The 12063-nt window shown below is 55.0% G+C and carries 16 protein-coding genes; 6 read left to right on the plus strand and 10 right to left on the minus strand.

Features of this window, described 5'->3' with window-relative positions; all coding sequences use genetic code 11:
• The first annotated feature begins 91 nt into the window (after positions 1–91).
• From ABWQ15_RS12620 to ABWQ15_RS12645, 6 genes are all read left to right on the plus strand, one after another.
• On the plus strand, positions 92–502 hold the full coding sequence (locus ABWQ15_RS12620; RefSeq protein ID WP_353909131.1) for a Fur family transcriptional regulator: 411 nt from the start codon (positions 92–94) through the stop codon (positions 500–502).
• An 18-nt stretch (positions 503–520) separates the two neighbouring features.
• On the plus strand, positions 521–817 hold the full coding sequence (locus ABWQ15_RS12625) for a hypothetical protein (protein ID WP_353909132.1): 297 nt from the start codon (positions 521–523) through the stop codon (positions 815–817).
• Between the two features lie 123 nt (positions 818–940).
• Positions 941–1930, plus strand: coding sequence for a metal ABC transporter substrate-binding protein (locus tag ABWQ15_RS12630; protein ID WP_353909133.1), 990 nt, complete (start codon positions 941–943; stop codon positions 1928–1930).
• 1 nt (position 1931) lies between these two features.
• On the plus strand, positions 1932–2639 hold the full coding sequence (locus ABWQ15_RS12635) for a metal ABC transporter ATP-binding protein (protein ID WP_353909134.1): 708 nt from the start codon (positions 1932–1934) through the stop codon (positions 2637–2639).
• On the plus strand, positions 2633–3454 hold the full coding sequence (locus ABWQ15_RS12640; protein ID WP_353909135.1) for a metal ABC transporter permease: 822 nt from the start codon (positions 2633–2635) through the stop codon (positions 3452–3454). The genes ABWQ15_RS12635 and ABWQ15_RS12640 overlap by 7 nt, the downstream gene beginning before the upstream one ends.
• A gap of 4 nt (positions 3455–3458) precedes the next feature.
• The gene (locus tag ABWQ15_RS12645; RefSeq protein WP_353909136.1) at positions 3459–4076 is read left to right on the plus strand and encodes a hypothetical protein; all 618 of its coding nucleotides are present in this window, start codon (positions 3459–3461) and stop codon (positions 4074–4076) included.
• A gap of 69 nt (positions 4077–4145) precedes the next feature.
• Here the strand turns inward: ABWQ15_RS12645 and ABWQ15_RS12650 are convergent, their stop codons facing one another.
• The 10 genes from ABWQ15_RS12650 to ABWQ15_RS12695 all read right to left on the minus strand — a co-directional run bounded on the left by ABWQ15_RS12650 (position 4146) and on the right by ABWQ15_RS12695 (position 11943).
• Positions 4146–4526 carry a NifB/NifX family molybdenum-iron cluster-binding protein gene (locus ABWQ15_RS12650; RefSeq protein ID WP_353909280.1) on the minus strand — a complete coding sequence of 127 codons (381 nt, stop codon included), beginning with the start codon at positions 4524–4526 and terminating at the stop codon, positions 4146–4148.
• Positions 4523–5419 carry a 4Fe-4S binding protein gene (locus ABWQ15_RS12655; protein ID WP_353909137.1) on the minus strand — a complete coding sequence of 299 codons (897 nt, stop codon included), beginning with the start codon at positions 5417–5419 and terminating at the stop codon, positions 4523–4525. The genes ABWQ15_RS12650 and ABWQ15_RS12655 overlap by 4 nt, the downstream gene beginning before the upstream one ends.
• Entirely contained in the window at positions 5416–6255 is an 840-nt protein-coding gene (locus ABWQ15_RS12660) for a nucleotide-binding protein (RefSeq protein ID WP_353909138.1), read from the minus strand. Before ABWQ15_RS12660 ends, ABWQ15_RS12655 begins: the two co-directional genes overlap by 4 nt.
• Complete coding sequence (locus ABWQ15_RS12665; protein ID WP_353909139.1) at positions 6252–6608, minus strand: NifB/NifX family molybdenum-iron cluster-binding protein; 357 nt, start codon at positions 6606–6608, stop codon at positions 6252–6254. The genes ABWQ15_RS12660 and ABWQ15_RS12665 overlap by 4 nt, the downstream gene beginning before the upstream one ends.
• Positions 6605–6991: a DUF134 domain-containing protein gene (locus ABWQ15_RS12670; RefSeq protein WP_353909140.1), complete on the minus strand. Its 387-nt coding sequence runs from the start codon at positions 6989–6991 to the stop codon at positions 6605–6607. Before ABWQ15_RS12670 ends, ABWQ15_RS12665 begins: the two co-directional genes overlap by 4 nt.
• A 253-nt stretch (positions 6992–7244) precedes the next feature.
• The gene (locus ABWQ15_RS12675) at positions 7245–7688 is read right to left on the minus strand and encodes an RpiB/LacA/LacB family sugar-phosphate isomerase (RefSeq protein ID WP_353909141.1); all 444 of its coding nucleotides are present in this window, start codon (positions 7686–7688) and stop codon (positions 7245–7247) included.
• Positions 7689–7706: 18 nt separating this feature from the next.
• Entirely contained in the window at positions 7707–8495 is a 789-nt protein-coding gene (gene tpiA / locus ABWQ15_RS12680; protein ID WP_353909142.1) for a triose-phosphate isomerase, read from the minus strand.
• 23 nt (positions 8496–8518) lie between these two features.
• Entirely contained in the window at positions 8519–10219 is a 1701-nt protein-coding gene (gene dhaL, locus ABWQ15_RS12685; protein ID WP_353909143.1) for a dihydroxyacetone kinase subunit DhaL, read from the minus strand.
• A 71-nt stretch (positions 10220–10290) separates the two neighbouring features.
• Positions 10291–10974, minus strand: coding sequence for a D-lyxose/D-mannose family sugar isomerase (locus ABWQ15_RS12690; protein WP_353909144.1), 684 nt, complete (start codon positions 10972–10974; stop codon positions 10291–10293).
• A gap of 93 nt (positions 10975–11067) precedes the next feature.
• A complete protein-coding gene (locus ABWQ15_RS12695; protein WP_353909145.1) occupies positions 11068–11943 on the minus strand; it encodes a ketose-bisphosphate aldolase in 876 nt (291 codons plus the stop codon).
• Positions 11944–12063 lie beyond the last annotated feature (120 nt).

Raw genomic sequence — 12063 nt, forward strand, 5'->3', positions numbered from 1 at the left:
GCAATTTGTCTGCAAATTCAATTGACAACCATTGGCCTTGGTGTTACCATGATTTGCAGTTGATTCGCAAATTTGTGGCGGAGGCATTAAAATGGCGGCTTATAAAACGGAACAGCGCGGGCAGCTCATGGATTTTTTACAGCGCAATCCCGACAGGCAGTTTTCAGCGCAGCAAATTGCAGAGAGCTTGCCCGCTCCCAAAATAAGTCTCAGTGCAATTTATCGAAACCTGACGGCGCTGGAAGGCGCGGGATTTATCAACCGCTTTACTAAAGAGGGTTCAAGAGAAATTTACTATCAGTACATTCAGTCGGAGCACTGCCGCGACTGTATTCACCTGATCTGCATGAAGTGCGGTAAGACAATCCATATGGAGCAGGAGATTACGGACCGGCTGCTCTCTGACACATTTGAGGCGAACGGGTTTCAGATCAGCCGCCAAAAAACGGTTTTATACGGCGTTTGCAGCGGCTGCCTGCCGCGCGCAGATTCGCGTTTATAAGCAACGGAGGAATGGAAGATGACAAAAAAACGCAGAATTACGGCCACGGCGATGTGCCTTTGGCTGCTGCTTGTCATGTTTGTTTCCACCATTTACATTATTCAGGAATCCGGTCACAACTGCACCGGAGAAAACTGCCCGATCTGCCACGAAATCCAGATTTGTCAGCAAATTTTGAGCACCGCGGGGACGGCAGTTTTGGGCGCCGCGGTCTTTTCTTTCACCTTGTTCTTTCTAAAAGCGCTTACATCCGTTCACCGGCGTGAGTCGGCGGCGGTTACACTTATTTCTCTAAAGGTCAAGCTCTCCGATTAAGCAATATTCAGCATCACAGGGGAGAGGTCTGCCCATCGGCGGACCGATTCGGCGCACCGCCGATACTCCCTTGTATTTTTGCGCCCTTTTTTAAATATTGCTGGATTATCGGAGGATTATTTTATGAAGAAAACACTTGCCTGCCTGGCGGCGGGTTTGCTGCTCGTCACATCCCTCTCTGCCTGCGCAAGCAGGCCTTTGCCAAACAGCTCCGCTTCAGCGAGCAATGCCGAAAACGCACAAAAGCTCAGCGTGGTCTGCACAAATTTCCCGGAATATGATTTTGTCCGTCAGATTGTCGGAGACAAGGCGGACGTTACCATGCTCCTTAAGCCCGGTGCGGAGAGCCATACGTTTGAGCCCACACCGCAGGACATCATCACCATACAGAACAGCGGCCTGTTCGTCTATGTGGGCGGGGATTCCGACGAATGGGTCGCCGACGTGCTCACCTCCATGGATCAGAGCAGAATGACCATATTCAAGCTCATGGACTGCGTGGATCTGGTGGAAGAGGAACTGGTCGAGGGGATGCAGCCCGAGGCTGAAGCGGAGAGCGCTGGGAGCGAAGCGGAGGCGACCCCGGAGATGGACGAACACGTCTGGACCTCGCCTGCCAACGCCATGAAAATTGTACAAAAGCTCTGTGACACGCTGTGCACATTGGATTCCGCCGATCAGGATACCTTCAAAGCCAATACGCAGGCCTATCTCGCCCAGCTTCAGAAGCTGGACGATGAATTCCGCAAGGTGGTGGAAAACGGCAAACGTAAAGAAATCATTGTGGGCGACCGTTTCCCGTTCCGTTATTTCTGCAAAGAATTCGGCCTTAAATATTATGCCGCCTTCCCCGGCTGCTCCACGGATACTGAGGCAGACGCTTCCACCGTGGCGTTTCTGATCAAAAAAACGAAAGAAGACAAGATCCCCGTTGTGTTCCATATTGAGCTTTCCAACGAGCAGATGTGCAACTCCATTTGTGAGGCAACCGGGGCAAAGAGCGAGCTGCTCAACGCCGTCCACAATGTCAGCGACAGTGACTTCAAGGCAGGTGTGACCTATTTGAGCCTGATGGAACACAATGTGGAAGTACTAAAGGAGGCTCTGAACTGACATGAGCCTGCTAGCCTGCCGCGACGCCGCATTCTCCTATGAGGGAGCAACGGTGCTGTCTGATTTGAACTTCTCCGTGGAATCCGGAGACTATCTATGCATTGTGGGCGAGAACGGCGCGGGAAAAAGCACGCTGCTCAAAGGCCTGCTGCACCTGAAAAAGCCCTCCGGCGGTGAGATCGCGACGGGCGACGGGCTGCGGCCCACGGAAATCGGCTATCTTCCCCAGCAGACCGCGGCGCAAAAGGATTTCCCCGCCAGTGTACTGGAGGTGGTATTGTCCGGACGGCTGAATCATCTGGGTCTGCGCCCGTTTTACGGAGCTGCCGACTGGGACGACGCCCGCGAAAAGCTGGATATGCTGGGAGCCCTCGATCTGGAAAAGCGCTGCTACCGCGATCTTTCCGGCGGCCAGCAGCAGCGTGTGCTGCTGGCCCGGGCTCTTTGCGCCACAAAAAAGCTGCTTCTTCTCGACGAGCCGGTCACGGGCCTTGATCCCATTATGACCGCCGATCTGTACCGTGTCATCTGCGCGCTCCACAACGAGCAGGGCATCACTATTATTATGGTGTCACACGATGTGCGCGGTGCGATTGAGCAGTCGGATCACGTTCTGCACCTTGGTAACCGGCAGCTCTTTTATGGAAAAACGGAAGATTACCGACTCAGTGAAATCGGAATGCGATTTTTGGGAGGTAAAACATGCTGAATATCCTCGCAGAAATGCTTTCCTATCCGTTTTTGGTCCGCGCGCTGATCGTGGGTGTGCTGGTATCTCTGTGCGCCTCGCTTCTGGGAGCAAGTTTGGTCTTAAAACGGTATTCCATGATCGGCGACGGTCTTTCCCATGTCGGCTTTGCGGCTCTGGCCGTCGCCTATGCCATGAATGCGGCGCCTCTGGCGGTTTCCATCCCGGTGTGTGTCATCTGCGCATTTTTTCTGCTGCAGCTCAAGGACAGCTCAAAGATCAAAGGTGACGCGGCCACGGCGCTGCTATGCAGCGGCGCGCTGGCCGTGGGCGTCATGACCATTTCACTGACCACGGGCATGAACACGGATGTGTGCAACTACATGTTCGGAAGCATCCTCGCCATGAACCGCACGGATGTGACGCTCTCCGTTTTTCTCAGTGCGGCGGTGCTTATTCTGTACGTCCTCTTTTACAACCGCATTTTCGCGGTGACCTTCGACGAGACTTTTTCTTCCGCCACCGGTACCAGAACACGTTTTTATAACATGGTCATCGCCTTTCTCACCGCAATCACCGTGGTGCTGGGTATGCGGATGATGGGCACCCTTCTGATCTCCAGTCTGATCGTCTTTCCGTCGCTTACCGCCATGCGCGTATGCAAACGGTTTAAGACCACCATCCTGGTATCCGCAGTTCTGTCAGTTACCTGCTTCATGCTGGGACTGACCATTTCCTACCTGGACTCCGTGCCCACCGGCGCATGCATTGTTGTCACGGATATCATCGTATTTTTTATTTTCACAGGGATAGAAAAGCTGCGGGAAAGGGTGTGATGCTATGAAAAAAGGACTTCTTTTCGTCTTATGCTTTGCGCTTATGTTCACCGCTGGCTGCGGTTCGGGCAAAGGCGAACACGCCTCTTCGCAGGTGTCGGCGCCGGAAAGCAGCGCGGGGGCGGAAGGTTCCGTATCCGTCTCCTCCGCTGCCGCCTCCGGCAGTGCGGCGTCGTCAGGCCCGCAGGAGGCAAGCGACGATTATCCCTACGACATTGCCGCCGACCGGAAAAACTTTGATCCAAACAAAATTGACATTACCGTCGGAGATAAGCTCTATATGACCCAGATTAACGACTGGTACGAAAACTTTTCCGACTATGACGGAAAATCGGTGGTAATTGACGGCTACTACATGATTTTCGACGATAAATATACCTTTGTGGGGCGAAAAGGCCCCACCTGTCCCTATTGTACGGGCGGCTATGTCAATTTTGAATTTAAATCCAATGAGGATCTTTCCGGGCTTGTCTCCGAGAGCTCCTGGGTGAGAGTGACGGGAATCCTCCGTCAGGGCACCCTATATCCGGGCTCCGGACAGCCGGGCGGGCCCTTTTACTACATTGAGGCCATGCGTGTCGAACAGCTCCCGGAAGTCGGACTTGATACAATTACAAGCTGATGTAAATCACGGCCGGCAGAATCATTCTGCCGGCCGTGATTTAGACTTCGTTTTAAATGGAAGATCGGATCAGTTGCCTTTCGGCGCGTGATGGCCGCCGCACTCGTTTTCATGCGCATGCTCGTGGCAGACGGAACCGGTAGATTTCAGCTCTCCCCCGAGGTAGGACTCCACAGCGGCGCGGGCGTCACCCTCGGCCCCGACAATGACCTCGATTTTGCGCTCATTGAAAATCTCCACCGCACCGCCGCCCATGCCCCCGGCGATGATGACCTCCACGCCCATGTCGCCCAGAAAGTTTGGCAGGAACCCGGGCCTGTGGCCGGGATTCGGAATGCTGTTCTCTGAAGCGATTTTTCCGTCTTCCGCTTCAAAGATCGTGAAGTTCTCGCAGTGGCCGAAATGGCCGCCAACCTGTTTGCCCATGCATGCAACCGCAATTTTCATCAGTTCATATCTCCTTTAATTTTGGTTATTGAATTCACTTCCAGCAGCGCCATTGTGCGCTCGAATACCTCCCGCAGCGCGCGGGAAGCGGGACAATCGACTTCGGCGATGCTTTTTCCGGCGTTGACGGCGGCCGACGCCTGCCTGTCATAGGGGATGCGGCCCACAAAGGGGATGTCGTTTTCCTTGCAAAAGCGCTCAATTTCTTTCGCGCTGTCCGGATTTACGTCCCATTTGTTAACGCAGACTGCGGCTTTGGTCTGGAAGATCGCCGCCGTTTTTAAAATCCGCTCCATATCGCTGATCCCAGAGACGGACGGCTCCGCCACAATTAATACAAGGTCCACGCCGCTCATGGAGGCGATGACCGGGCAGCCGATGCCGGGCGAACCGTCGATGATGGCAAGTTCTTTGTTTCGGGCGGCGTTGATCAGCGCCAACTTGACCTCCGACACCAGCTTGCCGGAGTTGCCGCGTCCCATTTTCAGCTCGGCGGTGGAGAAAACCCGTTCGCCCTTGAAGAGCGCCACCTCTCCGGCCACGTCGTCCTGAAGGGATACCGCATTCTGAGGACATACCACCGCGCAGACGCCGCAACCCTCGCAGGAATACGGAACAATTTCGCAGAGACTCTCCGTTTTTTTGATGGCGTCAAAGCGGCAGACGTTTGCACAAGCGCCGCAGCCAGTGCATTTCTCGGGATCAACGGACGCTTTTCGGGAGCCGAGATAGTCAAACCGCTCCGGCGTGCCGCCGACGCCGGCCACCAGATGGAGATTGGGCGCGTCCACGTCACAGTCGGCAAAAGCGCGGGCGTCCGCGAAACGGATAAACGCGGCGGCGGCGGTGGTTTTGCCCGTTCCGCCCTTGCCGCTCAAAATCAGCAGCTTTTTCACCTCGCCGCCTCCTTTTGAACCGCCGTCAGCAAATCCCGAAACAGCGACGCGGTCTCCTCATCCTGTTCGGCGGCAATTTGGCCTGCCGCGCCGAGTTTGGCCAGATTCTCACGGTACGGAATGCGCAGCAGAATGGGTGTTCGGTGCGCCGCGCAAAATTCCTCCAGCGGCGCATAGGCTTCTTCCGTCTTGTTCACAACCACGCCGCAGGGTTTGCCCAGCAAGGTCACCAGCTTATGGACCATCTGAAAATTATGAAAGCCGAAGGCGGTAGGCTCCGTCACCAAAATGCAGTAATCCGCATTCATGACGCTTTCCATCACCGGGCATCCGCTGCCCGGCGGGCAGTCAATGACGGTCAGCTCTTCCACGCCCGCTCCGGCACGCAGCGCGGCTTTGATCACCGGCACCGCCGATACCTCGCCGGTATTCATAATACCCGTGACCACGCGCACGCTTCCCGCTGTGCCTTCCTCAACCGCCCCCACCGAATGCGGCTTTTCGGAAACCGCGTCTTTCGGGCAGAGGAGCGCGCACCCGCCGCAGGAATGGCAGACTTCGGAGAATACCATGGGCTTTTCTCGGACGAATACCAGTGCGTTGTAACGGCAAAATTCCACACACTTCCGACAACCGGTACATTTTGCTGCGTCAAACTCCGGAATGAGCGTGTACACCGGCGATTCGTTCGTGTGCGTCGGTTTCAGAAACAGGCGGCCGTTGGGTTCCTCCACATCGCAGTCGATATAGACCGCGTTCCTTGTCGCTGCGGCGAGATTCACGGAGACAAAGGTCTTTCCGGTACCGCCCTTGCCGCTGAGAACCGCGACCCTCACGCCTTGCCGTGAAAACCCGCGTGGAAGCTGGTGAGCTCGCTGAGTTTTCCCTCCGACAACGCTTTCAGGTTCTCCGCCGCGGACGGGCCATCCGCCCGGTAGATCGCAATGTCCGCGGCCTTGAACACGTCCGCGGCGTTCTGCCCGCAGCGCACGGTGACCAGCGCATCTGCGCCCTTGTCCACCACAAACTGAGCCGCCTTGATCCCCGCGCCGCCCTGGGCCTCGGCGGCGGGATTCCCGATCAGCTCGGACGTGTCGGTTTCCGTATTGTGAATCAGGAAATACGGCGCTCTGCCAAAGGAAACGCAGACGTTTTCCCTGCTGTCGTCCACTGGAATCAGAATCTTCATTTTTCTTCCTCCTTCTGTGTTTGCTCCATTTCCATACAGCCGCGGCGGTGTCTTCGGCACCCACCGCAGCCGCAATACGATTCCCCACCCTCGCAAAGGCAATAGTCCCCGCCCTCGATTCTGAGGGCCAGCCCCTCTACCAGTGCGCGGGCAATTTTTTTGCGCGCGCTCAGATAAATCTGCTGCGCGGTCGTGCGCGCGATCTTCATATACTCGCTGCACTCCTCCTGTGAAAAGCCCTCGTTGTCGATGAGGCGGACCGCCTCATATTCGTCCACGGTCATGACGACGACCTCCGGGGATGCGCCGCTTTCCTGGGAAGGCAGGAATTCTTTCACTCTGGGAAGGCAGCAAACCTTTCTGCATTTTTTCGGTCGAGGCATATTGTTCTCCTTTTCCTTTCGTCCGGAGCGTTTTCTGCCCGGTCAGCAAATCAATTTTCCTACTGCTGACGACGCTGACCCGCTGCATTTATTGCATTTATGGCATATGCTATTTATAGTTTTATTATACATGGAAAACGGCATATGTCAATAACGAAATTGACATATGCCGTAAATTATTTTTTGCACCGTGCCTTTGAGCCTTGCGCCCGGTATAGCCGCATTTGTAGATGACCCGGAACATTCGGCAGGATTACTGACCGTGCTCCTTCGCATACGCGACAATGGCGTCGACCTTTGCGGCGCTGCGCTCATTGTGGACGTATGTGCAGGACAGGTATTCCCTGACCATCATCTCCGCCTTTTTAATGCCGGTCACCTGCGCCCCGATGGTGATCACGTTGCAGTTGTTTGAAAGGCAGGCCCGCTGCGCGCTGTAGACATCGCCAACCACAGCGGCATAGCAGCCGGGGACCTTATTAGCAGCCAGCATAACGCCCAGTCCGGTCCCGCAGAAGAGGATTCCGCGGTCAAACTTTCCGGCGGCAACCGCCTCACCCACGGCAAAGGCAACCTTTGCATAAATCGGGTCCTCTGATCCGAAGTCAGTCACCTCATGGCCAAGGCCTTTCACATACTCGATGATGTTATTCTTCATGTCTGCGGCATTCGGGTCGCAGCCAATTGCAATTTTCATAGTAAATACTCCTGTTTTTCAGTTTATTTTTTGCCGTACAGCCTGAACTTTCCGAATAATGGCAAAAAAACGGTCGGCATCCCATGCACTGCGGCCAATAAACAGGCCGTTGATATCCTTGCAGCTGGCGAGAGGTTCGGCGTTCTCCGCATTGACGGAGCCTCCGTAAAAAATCGGAACGTCCTCGCCTTGGGGGCCGAAGCGCTTTACCAGGCTTTCCCGGATGACGGTCAGCTTCCGGTCGGCATAGTCGATTTCCACAGGCTTTCCGTTGACGCCGATTGCCCAAACCGGCTCATAGGCAACCCAGATTCGGTCTGCATTCTCCTGTGCTACGCCCGCAAACCCCGCTTCAATCTGTCTGTTCAGGACCTCGTCGCTTTGCCCCGCCTCTTTTTCTGCCTCCGTTTCACCGATGCACAGGAGTACGGTAAAGCCGTGCTCCAACCCGCACCGCACTTTTCGATTCTCCATCTCGTCTGTCTCCATAAAAACATGGCGGCGCTCGGAGTGTCCGATCATCACCAGGTCACAGCCAACCTCCTGAAGCATCAGGGGACTTATTTCGCCGGTGAATTGCCCCTGCTCTTCCCAGCCCATGTTCTGTGCGCCCAGCTTGACGAGGTTCTTGTCCCGGTGCTGATTCGCACTGTCCAGCGTGGTAAAGCTGGGGATGACAAACAGCTCCCATCCGCTGCGGTCAATATCCGCAGTCAATTCACTCAGGCGGCCGATAAACTGATTGGTCTGTGCGATGGTCTTATACATCTTGGTATTGGTACCCATATACCACTTTTTACATGACATGAAAATTACCTCAATTGATTGTCTCAGTCTTTTTTATAATACGGACTGCTGCAGGGCATATCGTAATACTTCTGAAGTTCGCCGTCGATTTTCATCAGGGTGATGGAGGCTCCCGCCATCTCCATGGTGGTAACCAGGCTGTTGACGTCCATATTATGCACCCGGATGCCCTTTTCTTGCAGCAGCAGAGCAAGTTTTCGGTTCATGATCATCAGCTCCATCAGCGTGGTGCTGCCCAGTCCGTTCACGTAGGTGCACACCGTATCGCCCGCCCGGATACCGCTGTCCTTGATAAGCACCTCCAGCAGATCTGTCACAATCTCATCCGCCGTCTTCATCCCGACGCGCTGAATGCCCGGCTCCCCGTGGATGCCCAGCCCGTATTCCATTTGATCCGGCGGAAGTCTGAAAATAGGCTCCCTCTGGCCCGGAATGGTCGCTCCGGCCAGCCCTATACCGACGGAGTAGGTGTTGTCACGCGCCTTGGAGGCAACGCGGAAGGCTTCCTCCAAATCAAGGCAGGCGCATGCGGCCCCGGCGATCTTCAGCACGAAAACATCACCGGCGATCCCGCGGCGATCCGTAATACGTTCTCTGGGCGCCGATGCGACGTCGTCCCACACGCGAACGGTCTTGCTCTGAATTCCCCGGGCAGCAAGACGCTCCGCCGCCCTGTCAAAATTCAGGTTATCCCCTGCGTAGTTGCCGTACACAAACAGGACGCCTGCTCCGCGCTCTGCCGCCTCGGCTGTGCGCTCAATGGTGGTGGGGTCCGGGGATGCAAATACGTTTCCGCTTGCAGCCGCATCCGCCAGATTCTCTCCCAGGAAAAAGCCGAACATCGGTTCATGCCCGGAACCGCCGCCGATGACAAGCGCCGTTTTCCCAGCTGGAATGTCCTTTTTAACCAATCCGTTTACGCCCGGAACCGCTTCAAAATTCCCGCCGAATGCGGCTAAGAATCCCTCGCACTCCTCTTTGACAACATCCTGCGGCGCATTGATTATTTTTTTCTTGCCCCCTGCCGCGTCCTCGGTCGCCTGAGGCTCTTCGGTCGCCCGCAGCGCCTTCAAATCAGGGTCCGGGCTGACGGTTCCGGCCATATAATCGTGCATCTGCTGAAAGATCAGCCAGGTACTGACGGCTCCGGCATCCGGATGGCCCACGGCCCGCTCTCCCAGACTCTTGGAGCGTCCGAATTTTGCCACATACTTTTTCGTATTTTCCACGCCCTGAGCCGCCGCCGCCGCCGCCGCCGCAAGCATCTCCTCAAATGAAGCGCCGCTATGGGCTTTCATCGCCTCTACCGCAGGCTGCAGCGCATCCACCATAGTCTTGTCGCCCAGCTGCGCATGTCCGATCTTTTGAATCGTCTTCAGCCCCGCCGCCATCAGCTCTGCCAGATCGGCGGGCGTGATCCGTTCAGCCGGCTCATGCTCCGCGGCATTGCCGGTAAACAGCGAGGAAAAAATCATGCCGGAGGCGCCGCCCATGGCTTTTTCCATGGCGGAACCCATTTTTGCATATAACGCATACACGTCGCATTCTTCCGTACTTGTTTTCAGGCAAGCGCGGGCCGCCATCATGCCGTTCATCATGCCGATGCCGTGATCGCCGTCCCCGATGGCGCTGTCCACACGCGTCAGATACGGCTCATTGCGGATAATTTTGTCCGCACAGGCCAGCAGCATCTCCCGCGCTTGGGCGGGAGTCATCGTTTCCATATTCGTTTCCCCCTGTCAGCTTTTTTAAAAACGGGAAGTGAAACCCGTTCCACTTCCCGTTTTTTTATCAGTCACTGCTTATAACCGCCGCACAGCTGGTGCCTTGCGGGTTCATCCTCAGCAACAGGGGGAAGATTTACGGGGGGATTGAAGTGATTGTCCGCAGCGTCATCATTTACGCGCGAAACTTCACCCACGACCAGATCGCCGTCCTCCTGAACCGCAACAAAGGAATGATAGATATGCGGCGTCAGCGTAATCGAGTTGCCTGCCTTAATATCCACGTATCCGCCGGCGGGAATGGTGACCGCCTGACCGTCGCACATCAGATGCACGTCGCTCTTCAGGTCCTTTTGATAACCGTCAGCCTCCGGAGTGCTGTTCCAGACGTACACCCGCAGCGTACCGCCGGCGCGGTTGATGATATCCTCCGTTTTGAAATAGTGGAAGTGGCAGGGAAGCAGCTGTCCCGCCTTCATGACAATATATTTTTCGCAGTATACGGTCCCGGCCTCAGGCCGGTCTACCTCGCCGTTGCGCAGCGTGAACAGGACGGCGCCCACCTTTTCAAAATCACCGGTATCATAGTCGGTGACATCCCAGCCCAGGGCAACCTTGCGCATATAGTCGGTGGATGCCTTCTTTTCTTCCCACTGCTCGGGGGTCCAATATGCAAAATCCGGCAGCGCACAGCGGAACCGCTTACACGTGTCGATGGCCCAGTCAATACCGGTATTGATGACAGAACGTTTCATATCATTTGCTCCTTTTCACTGTATTGAAAAATATTGTTTTACGGAAAGAGACATGCACCGTTTGATACATGTCTCCTCTTGACTATTCAGCAATCAGCCCAGCTTATAATACTTGACCTTATCGGCATCGTTGAACAGCTTGATCTTATGATCAATCACCGCGTTCATCGCCTCAATGGCGGGGAGATACAGTTCAAACGGCTCACGAATATACGGATCTTTCAGAGTGTTGCGCAGTTCCTGATAGAAGGCATCCTTGATGTCGGAGGAAATATTGATTTTGTTGATACCGCGCTTGCAGGACTCGGCAATCTCACTGTCCTTATTGGAGGAACCGCCATGCAGAACCAGCGGTGTCTCAGGCACAATTGCCTTGATCTTACTCAGCAGTTCCTGCTGCAGATTCGGCTGATAACCCTTCGGATAAATACCGTGGCAGGTACCAATGGCAATTGCCAGAGAATCCACGCCTGTGCGGTCGATAAACTCCCGGGCCTCCTCCGGCTGGGTATATCGGATCTCAGTGGAAGATACGCCGCCCTCGAAGGACTGTCCGGTTGTGCCGATGGTTCCCAACTCGCCTTCCACAGAAACATTCAGCGGGCGGCAGAACTCAACGATCTTCTTGGTGATGGCAATATTCTCTTCAAACGGCAGAGAGGACGCATCAATCATCACGGAGGTAAATCCGTCACGCACTGCACGGTAAATATCTGCCTCACCGGAGTGGTCCAGATGGATCACACAGGGAATCTTCGTCTTGTTAGCAATGGCTTTGACGCTCTCGATAAAGTTATCGCCCTGGAACTTCAGCTCACTGGGGTGAATTGCCAGGATAACCGGAGCCTGCAGCTCCTCGCAGCGTTCGATCACCGCGTTGAGAATCATGCCGGTTCCAATATTGAAAGCTGGCACAGCAAAATTATGTTCATTTGCGACCTTCAGCAGGTCTACCATGTTCATTAGCATAACGTTTTCTCCTTTAAAAAATTGGAAGCTCTGTACAGAAACCGCTGTACATAATCCGCACAAAAGAGTTGCCCAGCCTTGTTTTGCCCGATACCTTCATCAAAGGCTTACCTGCCATCC

This window comes from Oscillibacter sp. (assembly GCF_040505565.1).
Lineage (GTDB): Bacteria > Bacillota > Clostridia > Oscillospirales > Oscillospiraceae > Oscillibacter.